This is a genomic window from Sphingomonas sp. S1-29 (genome assembly GCF_026167545.1).
GTDB lineage: Bacteria > Pseudomonadota > Alphaproteobacteria > Sphingomonadales > Sphingomonadaceae > Sphingomonas.
In genome coordinates this window covers 2,779,382-2,794,667 of sequence record NZ_CP110678.1, presented here as the reverse complement: position 1 = coordinate 2,794,667, position 15,286 = coordinate 2,779,382, and the positions used below count along the sequence as shown (strand labels likewise).

At 67.6% G+C, this 15,286-nt stretch carries 20 protein-coding genes and 1 tRNA gene; 5 read left to right on the top strand and 16 right to left on the bottom strand.

Annotation, left to right across the window (positions count from 1 at the left end):
* Positions 1–10 precede the first annotated feature (10 nt).
* A complete protein-coding gene (locus OKW76_RS13365) occupies positions 11–556 on the bottom strand; it encodes a phage tail protein (RefSeq protein WP_265549349.1) in 546 nt (181 codons plus the stop codon).
* A 34-nt stretch (positions 557–590) separates the two neighbouring features.
* Entirely contained in the window at positions 591–1,100 is a 510-nt protein-coding gene (locus OKW76_RS13360; RefSeq protein ID WP_265549348.1) for a phage tail protein, read from the bottom strand.
* A gap of 248 nt (positions 1,101–1,348) precedes the next feature.
* Here OKW76_RS13360 and OKW76_RS13355 point away from each other — a divergent pair, with 248 nt between their 5' ends.
* Positions 1,349–1,534, top strand: coding sequence for a hypothetical protein (locus tag OKW76_RS13355; protein WP_265549347.1), 186 nt, complete (start codon positions 1,349–1,351; stop codon positions 1,532–1,534).
* An 18-nt stretch (positions 1,535–1,552) separates the two neighbouring features.
* Here OKW76_RS13355 and OKW76_RS13350 read toward each other — a convergent pair whose 3' ends face one another.
* The 3 genes from OKW76_RS13350 to OKW76_RS13340 are packed head-to-tail and all read right to left on the bottom strand — an operon-like array spanning position 1,553 to position 4,975.
* Positions 1,553–3,457 carry an asparagine synthase-related protein gene (locus tag OKW76_RS13350; protein ID WP_265549346.1) on the bottom strand — a complete coding sequence of 635 codons (1,905 nt, stop codon included), beginning with the start codon at positions 3,455–3,457 and terminating at the stop codon, positions 1,553–1,555.
* A 15-nt stretch (positions 3,458–3,472) separates the two neighbouring features.
* Positions 3,473–3,742 (bottom strand): PqqD family protein, encoded by a 270-nt coding sequence (locus OKW76_RS13345; protein WP_265549345.1) that lies wholly within the window; start codon positions 3,740–3,742, stop codon positions 3,473–3,475.
* Between the two features lie 36 nt (positions 3,743–3,778).
* On the bottom strand, positions 3,779–4,975 hold the full coding sequence (locus tag OKW76_RS13340) for a sulfotransferase (RefSeq protein WP_265549344.1): 1,197 nt from the start codon (positions 4,973–4,975) through the stop codon (positions 3,779–3,781).
* A 47-nt stretch (positions 4,976–5,022) separates the two neighbouring features.
* Between OKW76_RS13340 and OKW76_RS13335 the strand changes: the two genes are divergently transcribed.
* The gene (locus OKW76_RS13335; protein WP_265549343.1) at positions 5,023–5,589 is read left to right on the top strand and encodes an aspartyl/asparaginyl beta-hydroxylase domain-containing protein; all 567 of its coding nucleotides are present in this window, start codon (positions 5,023–5,025) and stop codon (positions 5,587–5,589) included.
* Here the strand turns inward: OKW76_RS13335 and OKW76_RS13330 are convergent.
* The 3 genes from OKW76_RS13330 to OKW76_RS13320 are packed head-to-tail and all read right to left on the bottom strand — an operon-like array spanning position 5,568 to position 7,869.
* Positions 5,568–6,050 (bottom strand): lasso peptide biosynthesis B2 protein, encoded by a 483-nt coding sequence (locus OKW76_RS13330; protein ID WP_265549342.1) that lies wholly within the window; start codon positions 6,048–6,050, stop codon positions 5,568–5,570. The two genes, OKW76_RS13335 and OKW76_RS13330, sit on opposite strands and share 22 nt — an antisense overlap.
* Positions 6,047–6,979: a sulfotransferase domain-containing protein gene (locus OKW76_RS13325; protein ID WP_265549341.1), complete on the bottom strand. Its 933-nt coding sequence runs from the start codon at positions 6,977–6,979 to the stop codon at positions 6,047–6,049. Before OKW76_RS13325 ends, OKW76_RS13330 begins: the two co-directional genes overlap by 4 nt.
* Positions 6,943–7,869, bottom strand: coding sequence for a hypothetical protein (locus OKW76_RS13320; RefSeq protein ID WP_265549340.1), 927 nt, complete (start codon positions 7,867–7,869; stop codon positions 6,943–6,945). Before OKW76_RS13320 ends, OKW76_RS13325 begins: the two co-directional genes overlap by 37 nt.
* A gap of 119 nt (positions 7,870–7,988) precedes the next feature.
* Between OKW76_RS13320 and OKW76_RS13315 the strand changes: the two genes are divergently transcribed.
* The gene (locus OKW76_RS13315; protein WP_265549339.1) at positions 7,989–8,471 is read left to right on the top strand and encodes a hypothetical protein; all 483 of its coding nucleotides are present in this window, start codon (positions 7,989–7,991) and stop codon (positions 8,469–8,471) included.
* 60 nt (positions 8,472–8,531) lie between these two features.
* Positions 8,532–8,607: transfer RNA gene (locus OKW76_RS13310), tRNA-Val, on the top strand.
* 42 nt (positions 8,608–8,649) lie between these two features.
* Here OKW76_RS13310 and OKW76_RS13305 read toward each other — a convergent pair.
* The 8 genes from OKW76_RS13305 to OKW76_RS13270 all read right to left on the bottom strand — a co-directional run bounded on the left by OKW76_RS13305 (position 8,650) and on the right by OKW76_RS13270 (position 13,679).
* Positions 8,650–9,603 carry a winged helix DNA-binding protein gene (locus tag OKW76_RS13305; protein WP_265549338.1) on the bottom strand — a complete coding sequence of 318 codons (954 nt, stop codon included), beginning with the start codon at positions 9,601–9,603 and terminating at the stop codon, positions 8,650–8,652.
* 129 nt (positions 9,604–9,732) lie between these two features.
* On the bottom strand, positions 9,733–11,169 hold the full coding sequence (locus OKW76_RS13300; protein WP_265549337.1) for an NAD(P)(+) transhydrogenase (Re/Si-specific) subunit beta: 1,437 nt from the start codon (positions 11,167–11,169) through the stop codon (positions 9,733–9,735).
* Between the two features lie 96 nt (positions 11,170–11,265).
* On the bottom strand, positions 11,266–11,565 hold the full coding sequence (locus tag OKW76_RS13295) for an NAD(P) transhydrogenase subunit alpha (RefSeq protein WP_265549336.1): 300 nt from the start codon (positions 11,563–11,565) through the stop codon (positions 11,266–11,268).
* 18 nt (positions 11,566–11,583) lie between these two features.
* Positions 11,584–11,802, bottom strand: a complete 219-nt coding sequence (locus tag OKW76_RS13290) for a type II toxin-antitoxin system HicB family antitoxin (RefSeq protein ID WP_265549335.1) — start codon at positions 11,800–11,802, stop codon at positions 11,584–11,586.
* A gap of 2 nt (positions 11,803–11,804) precedes the next feature.
* Complete coding sequence (locus OKW76_RS13285; RefSeq protein WP_265549334.1) at positions 11,805–12,017, bottom strand: type II toxin-antitoxin system HicA family toxin; 213 nt, start codon at positions 12,015–12,017, stop codon at positions 11,805–11,807.
* A gap of 23 nt (positions 12,018–12,040) precedes the next feature.
* Positions 12,041–12,412 carry a PH domain-containing protein gene (locus OKW76_RS13280; protein WP_265549333.1) on the bottom strand — a complete coding sequence of 124 codons (372 nt, stop codon included), beginning with the start codon at positions 12,410–12,412 and terminating at the stop codon, positions 12,041–12,043.
* Positions 12,412–13,551, bottom strand: a complete 1,140-nt coding sequence (locus OKW76_RS13275; protein WP_265549332.1) for an NAD(P) transhydrogenase subunit alpha — start codon at positions 13,549–13,551, stop codon at positions 12,412–12,414. The genes OKW76_RS13280 and OKW76_RS13275 overlap by 1 nt, the downstream gene beginning before the upstream one ends.
* 2 nt (positions 13,552–13,553) lie before the next feature.
* Complete coding sequence (locus OKW76_RS13270) at positions 13,554–13,679, bottom strand: aa3-type cytochrome c oxidase subunit IV (protein WP_265549331.1); 126 nt, start codon at positions 13,677–13,679, stop codon at positions 13,554–13,556.
* 166 nt (positions 13,680–13,845) lie between these two features.
* Here OKW76_RS13270 and OKW76_RS13265 point away from each other — a divergent pair, with 166 nt between their 5' ends.
* On the top strand, positions 13,846–15,273 hold the full coding sequence (locus tag OKW76_RS13265) for a sigma-54-dependent transcriptional regulator (protein WP_265549330.1): 1,428 nt from the start codon (positions 13,846–13,848) through the stop codon (positions 15,271–15,273).
* Positions 15,274–15,286: the final 13 nt, after the last annotated feature.

Below are 15,286 nucleotides of genomic sequence, written 5' to 3'. Positions count from 1 at the left end.
CGGTTTCGGGCTAGTTCCGGCTGGGGTAAACCCCGGAGGTCGCGATGATGTAGTTGATCGCCACGAACGGCATCATATTGTCGTGCGGCTGGTTCCCGCCTTGCGCGCCGATCGCCGCGGTATCCATCGGCGACGGGACCAACGTGCTGGTGCCGTTGCGCGAGACATAGAGGGTCGGCTTCACCACGCCGCCAGTGGGCGTCGCCGCGACGCCATCGACCGGCCCGATATGCGTGGCGGCATCGGTCGAGGCGAGCATCGAATGCGTGTGCGGCGCCATGTTGATCGGGAGGATCGTCACCTCCTGGCTGCCGATTGCTTCCCCTAGGATGTAGTTCGACAGGCCGATCCCCTGGCCCTGGCTGACCGGCACGCGCCCGCGCAGATCGGGGACCGCGAAGGTATTCACCCCGTCGCCGCCATAGGCCGTTCCCAGCAAGGTGTAGAGCACATCGTAGGCGGCGATGCTCAGCAACCGACCATCGCACAGGACCCAGCCGGCGGGTGCGAACGTCCCCGCGAACAGGCGGATCTCTCCAACAAATTGGTCGCTCATATCCAACCCCTGCCCTGATTGTGTCGATCGGCGCTCAATTGCGCGAAGGATAAACCCCGTTGGTGGCGATGCAGAAATTGATCGCGAGCGAGGGTTGAATGTTCGAATGCGGCGCGCCGCCACCGCTCGACTGCAGCGACGCGGGATCCATCGGCACCAGCGACTGCGCGGGTCCGAAGAAATCGACGACGGTCGAGGTATCGCTGCCGAAATAGTTATTGGCCGCCGTACGCCGGGTCGCCGGGCCATCGATCGCGGCCATCGCATGGGTATGCGCGGGCAGCGTCTGGACGGTCAGCGAAACCATCTCGTCGCCGCCGGTGCTACCTTGCGGTACAGTCGATGCAAATCCCATCGGGACGCTCGATCGCAAATCGGGCAGCTTGAACGTGATGCGACCATCGCCGCCATACATCACGCCAAGCAGCGAAAACAGCGCGTTATATTGTGCGATCGGCAGAAGCTGCCCGTTGCACGCAATATAGCCCCGCGGAACGAATCCGAAGCCGAACAGCTTCACCTCGCCTAGAAACGGTTCCGACATATCTGGCGCCCCCACCTAGGTGAACCGATGTTCTTGGTCGAACTGTTCACGACACCAGTCTATGGCATACCGAAATGATTTCAATATCAAAATAGAGTCCTCTGCCAGTTCGCTTGGCAGTACTGTCGGGTGCAATAGGGGTTGCGTCGGTTTCGGCGCCGATTGCGTGTTCGATTGCATTGCGTCGTCATGATGTGCAATATCGCCCAAGCATAGAATGATCCCAAGCGCGGAAGGGAGCTGTGGCGGTGACGCACGACGAGGGCAAGATGACCGATGATCGGGCGAAGCCGGCCCCCGTCGAGGCCTTGAACGATGGCCGGCGCCTCTGGTCCACCCCCACGGTCATCGTCTCCGACATCGCCCAATCGGGCGCGGGGGTGGCGCTTGCCACCGACGGCACCTCGACCGGCGGCTATCAATACGGCTCCTGATGCGCGAATCCGGACCGGTCAGCGATTGGCGCGGTCGAACCAGGCGATGAAACGCGCGGTGACGATCGCGTGCATCGCGACGTGCAACCGGCGGCGATCGGCGGGGCGGCGACCGTCTGCATTGGCGATCATCGACTCGAGCTGGTCGAAGTCCACATAGCGCTGCAGTTCGACATCTTGCTTCAGCAGCGCCAGCGCCGCAGGCGCGCGCGCCGCGGTCATTTCGAACAATTCGGGTTCCTGCGCGTCGTTGCCCGGGCCGTTTTTCAGCAGTCGTCGCGGCAGCCGATCGGCGAAGGCCGCACGCGCCAGCGGGCGTTCGAGCCCGTCGCGAAACTGCAGCCGCTCGGGGATCGCCAGCCCGAATTCGACGACGCGGCGATCGTGGAACGGGCGCGTGAGATCGAGCCCAAGCGCCGCAGCCTGCACCGCCGGATAAGGCGGCGCGTGCGACACGCGCCGCAACAGATGCACCGCCCGCGCGCGCCAGCGATGCGCGACTGGGATCGCTTGGCGCAGCCGCGCGGGGTCGATCGCGCCCGCGTCGAACAGCCGCTGCGCGAACCCGCGCGCGACCGCCCGGTCGCGCAGGACAGACCGGCCCCCGCGCCGCCATGCCTGCTGCCACGCGATCAGCCGCAGAGGGAGCAGCGCGGGCGCAATATCGTGGCGCAGTATTTGCGCGAGCGTCCGTCCGGTCGCGCGCCGGCGCGCGCGGCATTCGCGAGCGAAGCGCCGCAGCTCGCCGCGGCGCAGGATACGACCGAGCATCCAGGGCGCGCGCGAATTGACGGTGTAGTCGCCGCCATGCCCGTCCATCACCAGCCGCACGCCGCGCGCCGCGACCCGCGCGAATAGCTTGTGCCGGACATCGGCGCCCGTAGCGTTGTCGGTCGCGGCGAAATTGGCCTCGAGCGCGTCGAAGATGCTGTCTTCGCCGCGGTGATAGGCCAGGATATCGAGTTCGGCACGGTCGGCGAACGCTTCCACCGCATCGCGCGCGTCGCGCACCCGTATATCCACCCCCTCGGACGCAAGCGCTGCGGCGGCAACCAGCCTTCGCCCGCGCGCCGCGGCGATCGGCCCCGCCACCGCGGCGATCGTGCCGCTGTCGAACCCGCCGCTGAAGAGCAGCCCGGGCGACGCGATCAACCGGCGGACGCGACAGCCGATCGCCTCCTCGATCAGCGCGCGATAGGTGCGCAGATAATAGGCGTCGTCGCGATCGAGGTGGGCCGGGTCGGCGTGCGGTTGCCAATAGCTGCGCGCCGACCGATCGCCGTCGGCCGCGAGCGTCATCGCGGTGCCCCCGGGAAGCGCCTCGATCCCCTCGTACAGCGTCGCCCAGGGCGCAGGGTCGATCGGGAACAGCAACCGCCGGCCAATGCCGACCTCGCTCAACCGGCGGGGGACGCCGTCGACGCACCACAACGCTTTCACCTCGCTCGCGAAGACCAGGCAGTCGACAGCCAAATGAAAAAACAGCCCGCGCTGCCCCATCGGATCGCGCACCATCAGCAGCGCGGCGCGGCGCCGGTCCCAGATGACGAAGGCATAATCGCCGATCAGGTGATCGACGCACTCCTCGCCCCAATGCAGATACGCGGCGAGCAATAGCGCGCTATCGGGCAGCGTCGGCAACGCGTCGGGCGCGAGCCCGACCGCGGCGGCGACCGCCTCGCGATTGTCGAGCCGGATATCGGCGACGAGCAATACGCCGGTCGATGGGTCGCGCAGCGGCTGCGCCTCATACCGATCCTCGACATTCACCTGCATCAGGCAATGGCCGAGCCCGATCGAATCGAGCGCCAGCGTCTCGCGCCCATCGGGGCCGCGATGCGCCAGCGCCGCGGCCATCCGCTCGACCGCCGCGGTATCGACGGGGGCTCCATCGAAGCGGACGATGCCGCAGATGGCACTCACTGCAGCGCCAACGCGTCAGCCCGGCGGTTCGCGTCGCACGACGCCTTGCGCCGCAAGCTGGTTGAGGAACTGCGCCACTTCGGCGGCGCAGGTTTCGGACGTCACGACGAATTCGGCTTCGAGCCGATCGCAGATCGCGATGCTGTCGGGACAGTCGTCGAGCAACTCCCAGATTCGCGCGCCGACTTCGCTCAGCCCCAGATACAGCCCGCGTTCGACGCTCATCATCAATAATTCGGAACCTACCCGCGCCGCCAGCCAGCCATCCTGCTTGTGCACGATCATGCTCGAGTCCCCGCCCCTCGCGCAACCTTAGGGCGACTACCCGCCCGCCTCAAGACGAAGGCGGTCGAGATCGGCGATCCTATTATCCAGATACTTCGCCGCCGCCGAACGGATCGCGGGGCTTGCTTCGCGCTGCTTGGCCGCGGCGTCGTTCGCGAAGCGCGCCTTGGGCGATTTGGCGTCGCGCAGTGCCGCCGCCGCCATCGCCGCCTGCTCGTCGGGATCGAGCGCCACGCCGAAATGCGGGAGGATGCGCGTGGCCACCGCTTCGGGCAGGTCGCGATAGCCGATCAGCGCGCCGCCACCCAGCGCATGATGCGCGAGCACCGCGTCGCAGATCCGCGCGAGCACGCGCGCGGTATAGACGGTGATACCGAGCAGATGGCCGTCGGGCATCCCGAACAGGTCGCCCATCATCCCCGGCACCATCTGCGACCCCGGCATCCGCTGATGCGAGACGAGGATTTCGACCGGGTCGCGATAGAGGAACACCCATGGCGTATCGGGAAAGGCGTGGCGCAAAAGCGGCAGCGCCAGCGTGTGCCAGCTGTCGACCTTGAGGAAATAATGCCGCCGATTGCCGAAACGGTCGCGCCCCAGCGCCGCCGCCATCGCCCGCACGAGCAGGACGCGCTGCGCCAAGGGGATAGCGGGCTGGCGTTCGAGCAATTGCACCAGCGCATCGAACGGCGGCGCTTCGGACACCACCACATGCCGCGGCGAGGCGGCGAGCATCTGCGCCACCAGCGTCGATCCGCAGCGCGACAGATGGAAGACCAGGCCGCTCGGCGGGGCCAACGCACCACCCGGCGCGCCATCGGCGAGCGCGACCAGCGGCGTGCGCACGCGAAGCCAGCGGTTGAACGGACGCCGGCGCGCGGCGCGCAGCGAGTCTTCGAAAAATGGTGCGGTCAGCGGTGAGTCGCCGAAATGCAGCCATTCGACGCCCGCCCCCTCGGGCCCGGGGACGATCGCGGTGGGTAGCCAGTCGCCCACGGGCCACGCGATCTGGGTGAAGCGTGCAGGCGCGAACCGCGCGAGCCCGACCGGATCGGGCCGCACCGAGTCGACCGCGGCATCATGGTCGAGCGCGATCCCAAGCGACCCCGCGATCTCGGCGAGCGCCGCGACGAACGCGTCGCGATCGTCGATCGCCACCAACCGCGCTTGCAGCGCGGCGCTGTCGAGGACGGCCTGGCGCAGGCGATCGATCGGTGGGTCGGCGTGCGACATTCCTCGGCTTCCCCCAAAGCGTTGCAACGCATAGCTTTGCATTCGCCATGCCGCCTGTCATCCGTCTTCCGCTCGCGTTCGATGTCGCCCGGCTGCGCGCCGATCTCGACCGGCTGCACACCAGCGCCTGGACCGCGCATATGGTGCGGCAGAATTACCGCGGCGACTGGGACGTGCTGCCGCTGCGCATCGTGAAAGGCGCGACGCATCCGGTGATGATGATCTACGCCGATCCGGCCGCGACCGCGTTCGAGGACGGCCCGCTATTGGCCGCCACCCCTTATCTGCGCGACGTGCTCGCGGCGTTCGCCTGCCCGTTGCAGACGGTGCGGCTGATGCGGCTATCGGCGGGGTCGGTGATCAAGGAGCATCGCGACCATGATCTCGACGCGGCGCAGGGAATGGCGCGGATCCACGTGCCGATCACGACCAACGACGCGGTCGATTTCCGGCTGAACGGCATCCGCGTGGTGATGCCCGAAGGCAGCGCCTGGTATCTGCGGCTCGCCGACCCCCACAGCGTGGTGAACGCCGGCGACACCGATCGCGTCCACCTGGTGATCGATTGCGAAGTGAACGACTGGCTGCGCGATCAGCTTCGCGCCGGCGCCTGATCCCCGCCGACCAGGCAGCCGATTTCGGTGAGCGCCGGGTCGACCGGAAAGCCGGTGACCCCGATCCCGCCGGCATCGAGCCAGACATGCCCCTCGCCCAGCGCCTCGCCCACCCGCATCGTCCCGAAATGGATCACGCTGGCGATCCCGCGCCGATCGAGCATCGCGCGCGCCGCGAGCGCCTGTTGCAGGCATTTGGCGCGGAACGGCAGATGCGCCGCGGTCGCCGCGATCGCCCAGCGCACTTGGCGGATCACGATTCGCTGCGCTTCGGGCGGCGGTGGCTGCACCGCGCGCGGATCGTCGGGCGCGACCAATTGCCCCGTGGCGGCGGTGACCTCGGCAAAGGAGCGACGGGCGAGCGCCACCCGCGCCGTGGTGAGCGCCGCTACCGCTTCGAGCGCGAGCAGCTGGTTGCGCGGCCCCATCCGCAACGCGGTCCACAGCCGGGCGCTGGTCATGCGGGAGGCGGGTCGGCGCGATAGCCCAGCCGCTGCATCATCGCGTGATGATCGCGCTCGATCGCTTGCTGCTGGCCCGCGCTGAGCTCGTCGCGCCAGCCATCGGCACGCCCGCGCCGGAAGAAGGCGCGATCGACCCGCGACGGCGGCGCCTCGCGAAACCCCTTTTCGCGCTCCTGCGCGGTCAGCGCGTCGAACCGCGCGAATTCGACCGCGCGGGCGATCGCTTCGCGATCGGCGGCGACCCCGGCAAAGTCGAGCGCGGCGGCAAGCCCTGCAGCGGGATCGGCGTGCATGTCCTCATAGCGGACGCAGTGGACGGGCAATTCGGCCTGATCGAGCCAGCTGGCATGAAAGGCGCTCCACCCCAGCAAGCGCTGGCGCAATTGGCGGTGGAGCCGATCATCGCGCCCGCAAAATGCCGAGGTGCTACTGCCCATGAAGCCGATCGTATCGTCGATCGATCGCGCTTCGTGATGCGCCAGCGACGCGGCGACCGCGCGCGGATCACGAACGATCAGGATCGCGCCCGCCGCCGCCGCCGTGCCCCCCAGCAACGGCACGCCGTCGTCGCCGATGGTCCAGCCGTCATGCGTCTTGACGAAATGCACCCCGCCGATGCCCTCGCCCGCGTCCTCCTCATCGGGATCGCGCCAGGCATGCATCGCCTCCGAGCGATAGACCATCGGTCGCATTCGGTCGCACTCCTCGTGCGTCAGCAACGCGGAGGGAAACAGCATCGCCGAATCGAACATCGCGCGCCCGCTCGCGATCCCGCCGCGCGACGGCAGCGCATTGATGTCGGCGGGCTCGGATCGCCCCAGATTGGCGATGAGCATCCGAAACCAGGTGTTGCCCGATTTGGGGTACGACGCGAGCCAGATCGTCCGTTTCACCCGGCGGACCCGGCCAGGCAGATCGTCCGCCAATGCGCCTTCAGGCTATCGAGAACGTCGGTGAAATCGGCGAAATCCATCCGCCGCGTCAGCGTGAAGACGCCGCCCGGCCGCGCGCCCGCGAGCAGCGCGGCGGCGCGGAAATACAGGTCCTGCTGGCGCATCCGCTCGACCAGGCTGGGCCGATAGGCGTTGCGGCGCACCAGCATCGCGCCATCGACGATGTTGGGCTGGACGATGCCGGCAAGCTGCGGCGGCCGCGCCTCGCGCAGCACATACACCGCGCGCACCGGCAGCGGCGCAGTGACCGCGGCGTGCGGCTCGACATGGAATTTGCGCAATTTGGCGCGCACCGGATCGGCGCGCTGCGCCTCCAGCGACAGGCTGGCGATCGCATTGTCCCATAGTTTTAACTGGCGCCCGTCGGGATGGACCATCGCGCCGCGATCGGGATCGATCGTGATCGCGCAGAAATCATCGGCGAGCAGCGCATGACCCGCCCCCACCAGCCCCGCCGCCAGCGTCGACTTGCCCGCCCCCGACGGCCCGCAGAACAACGCCGCACCATCGCCGACGCGGACAGCGCTGGCATGGAGCACGATCCGCCCCCGCTGGTGCAGCAGAATGCCGAAACCGGTACCGCCGACGAAGGGCGCGGCATCTCGCGCATCGCCGCCGTCGAGCGCATAGCGTATCTCGCGCCGCGCGCTGATCGCCATGCGGACGATCCCCGGCACCGCGAGCAGGAACCGCTCGTCGGCCATCTGCCAATTCGGCCCCGCGGCGATGCTACCCGGAAGCGCGGCCGGCACGTCGCCTTCGCGGATCACGATGTCGGCGGGCTCGCCGGGGTCGCCGGCGATCAGCCCCGGCAGCGCCAGGTCGCTCGATACGCTCAATCCCGAAACGCGATACGCGAACATCCCAGCCCCCCCGGCGCGTCATCCACGCGCCTAGGGATGCCGGGTCGCGGCGCGCACCGCAAGGCTCGTACCCGGCGCGGCGCGGTGATAGCCTGTGTTCGCGGCAAGGATGGGATGCGATGACGACAGCCGATGCGCATATCGTGGCGCGGATCGCCGCGTTCCTCGACACGATCGGCATCGCGCTGGTGGCGGGCGAGATCGATCGCGACACCTTCCTGCCGGCGATGACGATCCGGAGCGGCGCGGTGGTGTACGATCCGCAGCGGCTGACGAACCCCGGCGACCTGCTCCACGAAGCGGGGCATGTCGCGCTGACCGAACCGCCTCTGCGCGCGACGCTGTGCGAGGTATCGACCAGCCCCGCCGAGGAGATGGGGGCGATCGCCTGGTCCTATGCCGCCGCAGTGCGGATCGGGATCGATCCCGCGCTGGTATTCCGCGCCGATGGCTATCGCGGTGGCGGCAACTGGATCGCCGAGGCGTTCGCGGCGGGTACGCCGATCGGGCTGCCGATGCTGCAATGGCTGGGCATGGCGGCGGGCGCCGATGCCGCCGACGCGCACACGCGCTATCCGCACATGCTGCGCTGGCTTCGCTGAAGCACCGCCCGCGCGCGCTTGCCCTGCGCGCAAATAAAGCTATGACGCGGGTTCGCGAAGGGGCGCTTAGCTCAGTTGGTAGAGCATCTCGTTTACACCGAGAGGGTCGGCGGTTCGAGCCCGTCAGCGCCCACCATCGATCGGTCGATGGCCCTTTGCGGCTCCAGGTTGCGCGACGTCAGGTAATCGTCAGGCCCGCGCGACGGACCGCAGCGACATAGCCCTGCATCCCCGCCACCGCCTTCGCGGTCAGCCCGATAAAGGCGCGGCGACGGTCGAACGGATCGTCCTGCCGCTCGAACAATCCCGCCTCGCGCATCGTGCCGATCCAGCGCAGCGCGGTGGTCGGTGGCACCGCGGCGGCGATGCACAGGCTCGACACCGATACGCGGCTGCGATCGAGCCGCGCCGCGAACAGGTCGAGCAGCATGTCCCAGGCGGGATCGGCGAAGAGTTCGCGCTCGAAGAACTGCTCGCGCATCCGCCGCGCGCGGATCGCGGCGCGGATCTCGCTCGAATCGATCTCGGCATCGCCATTGGCGGCGGGCGGCTGTGCGGCGAACCCTTTAACCCGGTCGCGCACCGTCACCGCCTGGCCCGCGCCGTCGCCGCGCGCGAGCTTCGCCAGCGTTTCGGCGATCCGCGCGACCTCTTCGTTGAGCTGGTGCAGCCGGCGCTGTTCGGCCTCGCGTGGCGCCTCGCGCAGCACCGCCCCCGCCACCGGCTCGGCGAGCGCGATCGCGCCATAGCGATCGGCTTCCCCGGGCTCGCACAGAAATTGCGTGGCGGTCCAGGTGAGCTGCGATGCGACCAGGTCGATCTGCTGCTCCGAAAAGCTCGCGATCACCGGCACCACGCGCTCGCGCGCTACGGCATCGATGCGCGCCAGCGTCTCGAACGCGACGTCGTCGGCAACCCCGGTGGTGTCGATCAGGATCGCGCCGAAACGCGAACGGCGCGACAGCGATTCGGCGGCGTCGCGAAACGCGATCCCCACCAGGTCGCGCGTGCTCGACGCTGCGGCCGCGCGCTCGATTGCGGCGATCGCGGCGGCGTCGTCGGCAACCAGCAGCATCAGACGATCGCGACCGCCAAGCGACTCGGTATAGGATTGGTGGTCGGCTTGCGGCATCAAAGACTCCATCAGCTTCGAATTGGAGCAATCATGCCTCAAACCCCTTGATATTGCGCGATACGACAACCGTCGAAATGGTGCGATCTTGCCGACAGGGTGTCTAGTTCGGTCCGAAACCGATCAAATCTAGTCCAATGCCTTGACGATATCCTCGACCATCTTCTTGGCGTCGGCGAGCAACATCATCGTATTGTCGCGATAGAAGACGTCGTTGTCGACGCCGGCATAGCCGGCGCCCCCCATCGACCGCTTGATGAACAACACGGTCTTGGCCTTTTCGACGTCGAGGATCGGCATGCCATAGATTGGCGAGGTCTTGTCGGTCTTGGCCGCCGGGTTGGTCACGTCGTTGGCGCCGATGACGAAGGCGATGTCGGTCTGCGCGAACTCGCCATTGATGTCCTCGAGCTCGAAGACGTCGTCATAGGGCACGTTCGCCTCGGCGAGCAGCACATTCATATGGCCGGGCATCCGCCCCGCGACCGGGTGGATCGCATATTTCACCCGCACCCCTTCGTGCTTGAGCTTGTCGCCCATTTCGCGAAGCGCATGCTGTGCCTGCGCCACCGCCATGCCATAGCCGGGGACGATGATGACCTGTTCGGCCTGTTTCATCAGGAAGGCGGCATCCTCGGCGCTCCCGCGCTTCCAGGGGCGATCGGTCGCCCCGCCGCCGCCGGCGGTGCTCTCGGTCGCGCCGAAGCCGCCCGCGATCACGCTGATGAAGCTGCGGTTCATCGCCTTGCACATGATGTAGCTCAGGATCGCGCCCGACGATCCCACCAGCGCGCCGGTGATGATCATCGCGGTGTTGCCGAGCGTAAAGCCCATTGCCGCGGCGGCCCAGCCCGAATAGCTGTTGAGCATCGACACCACGACGGGCATGTCGGCCCCGCCGATCGGGATGATCAGCAGGAAGCCGATCGCAAACGCCAGGATCGTGATCGTCCAGAAAATCCAGGGGCTCTGGTCGACGGTGAACAAAGCGATCAGCCCGACGATGCCCGCGAGCACCGCAAGGTTGAGGACATGGCGCCCGGGCAGCAGGATCGGCTTGCCCCCCATATTGCCGTTGAGCTTGAGGAACGCGATGATCGATCCCGAAAAGGTGATCGCGCCGATCGCGACGCCGAGCCCCATTTCGACCCGGCTGACCGGGCTGATCGCGGCGAAGGGCTCGCCGATCATCGGGATCACCATATCCGCGATACCGAACGCGACCGGGTTGAGGAACGCGGCGCACGCGACCAGCACCGCGGCAAGCCCGACCAGCGAATGGAACCCCGCCACCAATTGCGGCATGTCGGTCATCGCGATTCGCCGCGCGGTGAACAGCCCGATCGCGGCGCCGACCGCGATGGCGCCAAGGATCTCGGGCAGGCTGGCGACCGAATGGGTCACCAAAGTCGTGACCACCGCGATCGCCATGCCGATCATGCCGAAGCGATTACCCTGCCGGCTGGTCTCGGGGCTCGACAGCCCGCGCAGCGCCAGGATGAACAGGACGCCTGCGACCAGATAGGCGAACGCTATCGTGGGATCGACCGGTGCGGCTTCATGCATGTTCTAGTCCCCAATTCGTCCTGCCAGCGCAGGCTGGCATCTCCCGGTGATAGCGCGCCCTTGTCCGACGAGACCCCAGCTTGCGCTGGGTTGACGTCATTTGGGATTGGTCGCCGGCCGTTCCTTCTTCTTGTACATCGCCAGCATCCGTTCGGTGACCGCGAAGCCGCCGAAAATGTTGACGCTCGCCAGCACCACCGCGAGCAACCCCAGCCATTTGGCCACCGGCGACCCCGCCGCCGCCCCCGCGACCAGCGCGCCGACGATGATGACGCTCGAAATCGCGTTGGTCACCGCCATCAACGGCGTGTGGAGCGCCGGCGTGACCGACCAGACGACATAATAGCCGACGAAACAGGCCATCACGAAGACCGACAGGATGCTGATGAAGTCCATGCGTTATGCTCCGGGGGTTCAGGCTGCGGCGCGGCGCTGTGGCTCTGGCACGTCGCGGCCCATTTCATTGGCCGCCTCGATCCAGCAGGCGATCGCGTCATAGGCATTGTCGAGCGCTTCCTGCGGCGTGTCGCCGTCCGAGCGGCAGCCGGGCAATTCGGGCGCAATCGCGACGAAGCCGCCGCCATCTTCAGGAGCCAGCGGCCGGATATCGACTTCATACGCATGCGGGTTCACGATCATTCTCCGTTCACCTGATCGACGAAGCGCACCAACGCCCGAATATATACCGCCTTGATCGGCCGACGCGCCGGGATGGTAAGTATCTCGGTGCGGCTGGGATGCTTCACTTTGTAATGTGACCCGTTGCGCGGGGGCGTGCAACCGATGTCGTGCGCGGCGCAGACCGCGATGACTTCTTCGATCCGCCAGTCGTTGGGATTGCCGCGCATCCGCTCGAGAAGCTTGGTGTCTGCTACCGAACCGCCCCCAATATATGCCGTGCCAGCACCTGCTGGACCGCGACGATGTTGGCGCCCGCCGCCACCTTCACCTCGAGCGGCGAATCGCTTCCCGACATCCACACCAGCAGATCGGCGTCCATGTCGAACGTCCCCGCGCGTTCGATCGACCAGCGGACGATCGAGCGATAGGGAATGCTCTCGATCTCGACCTTGCGCCCGGTCAGCCCCTGCACGTTGACGGTGCACAGCCGCAAATTGGTGAGGAACACCAGGTCGCGCACCGCCTTGAACGCGATCAGCACGCGCTCGCCGTCGATAAGCACCGGCGCATAGTCGCGCTCGACGGTTTCGATCTTGGTCTCGGTCGCGGAGAAGAGGCCCATCAGGCGCCCAGCAGCCGCGCGTGAACCACCTGCCCGCCTTTGGTCAGCCGGATCGCGTCGCCGATCTCTTCGTCGAGCACCGGGCGGCCGCTATCCTTGTCCCAGAAGGCCGACAGGAAGTTGAACAGGTTGCGCGAGAACAACGCCGATGCGTCCGCCGCCAGCCGGCTGGGGACGTTGCGATGGCCGACGATCTTGACGCCGCCCACCTCGACGACTTCGCCCGCGACCGCGCCCTCGACATTGCCACCGGCCTCGACCGCCAGGTCGACGATCACGCTGCCGGGCTTCATGCTGGCGACCTGCGCCGCCGAGATCAGCCGCGGCGCGGGGCGGCCGGGGATCAGCGCGGTCGTGATGACGATGTCCTGCTTGGCGATGTGCGCCGAGACCAGTTCGGCCTGCGCCGCCTTGTATTCGTCGGACATTTCGGTGGCATAGCCGCCGGTGCCTTCGCCCTCGATCCCCGCGACATTCTCGACGAAGATCGGCTTGGCGCCGAGCGACTGGATCTGCTCCTTGGTCGCGGCGCGCACGTCGGTCGCCGATACCTGCGCGCCCAGCCGCCGCGCGGTGGCAATCGCCTGCAGCCCTGCGACGCCGACCCCCATCACGAACAGCCGCGCCGCGCTGACGGTGCCCGCCGCGGTCATCATCATCGGAAAGGCGCGGCCATATTCGGCGGCGGCATCGAGCACTGCCTTGTAACCCGACAGGTTCGACTGCGACGACAAGATGTCCATCGATTGCGCGCGGGTGATCCGCGGCATCAGCTCCATCGCCAGCGCCTCGACCCCCAGCGCGGCGTAGCGATCGACGCGCGCGCGCCCGCCCTGCTCGCCGGTGCCGAAGGGATTGAGCGCCGCGACGATCCACGCGCCGGGGGCGATCCCCGCCAGCGAATCGGGATCGGGCCCCTGCACGCCGAGCACGATATCGGCGCCCGCCAGCACGCTGCCGGCATCGCCGACGCTGGCACCCGCGGCGCGATACGCGTCATCGGCGATCGAGCAGGTCGCACCCGCCCCCGTCTCGACCGCCATCTCGGCGCCGAGCGTGATAAATTTCTTCACCGTCTCGGGCGTAGCGGCGACCCGCCTTTCGCCGGCGGCGCGCTCCCGAAGGACGGCGATCTTCACCGTCAGCTGGCGATCAGGGCGACGACTGCGATCGTCACTACTACGGTGATCGCCGTGCCGATCTTCACCATGCGGATGAAGCCGTCGAAGGTGTCGGTACGTACCGGGGTTTCGCCGTTTTCGGCCACGCGCGCTATCTCCTGCCGCTTATATGAGCGCCACCTCTAACCGGCAGCGCCCACGCCCTCAAGCCCCTTGCGGCACCCCTTGCAGTAGGGGCCTGCTTAAGTGCATTTTCATGCTTGGCGCGTACCGCTTGTGTTCGAAACAGGGACAGTAGGGACAGTCAGGGCGATGACGCGCAGCGAACAACAGTTGCTTATGCTGATCGACGACGAACCCGCGCAGCGCCGGCTGGTCGCCGCGATCGCGGCGCGCCGCGGCTGGCGGACGGTTTTTGCCAATGATTACGAGATGGCACTGGCGATGCTGGGGACGCAGGACGGGATGCGACTCGACGCGATCGTGCTCGACGCCTGGGCCCCCGATTGCGACGCCGCCGGGCTGATCGCCGAACTCAAGCGCAACCGCCCCGCGCTGCCGATCCTGATGCTCACCGCCAACGGATCGGTCGCCAACGCGGTCGATGCGATGCGCGCGGGCGCGACCGATTTCCTCGTCAAGCCGCTCGCCCCCGAACGGCTGCTCGCCGCGCTCGACATCGCGGTGGGCGCCAAGAGCGCGGGCGAGTTGCGCCCGCTGACCGAGAAATTGTCGATGCCGCTGGCGTTCGACGAGATCGTCGGATCGGCACCGCAGTTCCGCGCCGCGCTGGCGATCGCCGCCAAGGCCGCACGCGCGCGGGTGCCGGTGTTGATCGAAGGCGAAAGCGGGGTCGGCAAGGAAGTGGTGGCCGAGGCGATCCACAACGCCTCGCCGCGCGGCCGCAAGCCGATCGTCCGGGTGAATTGTGGCGCGATCCCCGCCAATCTCGTCGAAAGCGAGCTGTTCGGCCACGAACGCGGCGCGTTCACCGGCGCATTCGAACGCAAGATCGGGCGCTTCCAGGAAGCCGATGGCGGCACCATCTTCCTCGACGAAATCGGCGAGATGCCGCTCGAGGCGCAGGTGAAACTGCTCCGCGTGCTGCAATCGGGCGAGGTCCAGTCGCTCGGCGCGCGCCATGCCAGCGAAGTCGATGTGCGGATCATCGCCGCGACCAACAAGACGCTGGCCGACGAGGTCGAGGCGGGGCGGTTCCGCGAAGACCTATATTACCGGCTGAACGTGGTGCAGGTCACGATCCCGCCGCTGCGTGACCGGCCGGGCGACGTGCCGCCGCTCGCGCGCCACATGCTCGCGCGGATCGGCGAGCAGCCGGGGCTGCGGCCGCTTGGCATCACCGACGATGCGATCGGACTGCTCGGCACCTATGAATGGCCGGGCAATGTCCGCCAGTTGCAGAACGCCTTGTTCCGCGCGGCGGTGCTGTGCGACGGCGACGCGCTCACCCGCGCCGATTTCCCGCAGATCGCACAGATGAGCGCGCTGCGCTCCGAACCTTCGAAGGCGAGCAACGGATTCGAGCAATCGGGCGGCGTCACGCTATTCCGCCCCGACGGCAATCTGCGCGCGCTCGAGGATATCGAGGCCGATGTGATCCGCCTGGCAATCGGCCATTATCGCGGCCGCATGACCGAAGTCGCACGGCGGCTGGGGATCGGGCGGTCGACGCTGTACCGGAAACTGGGCGAGCTGGGGATCGATCAAAGCGCGGCGTAATTTGCCTGCTCCC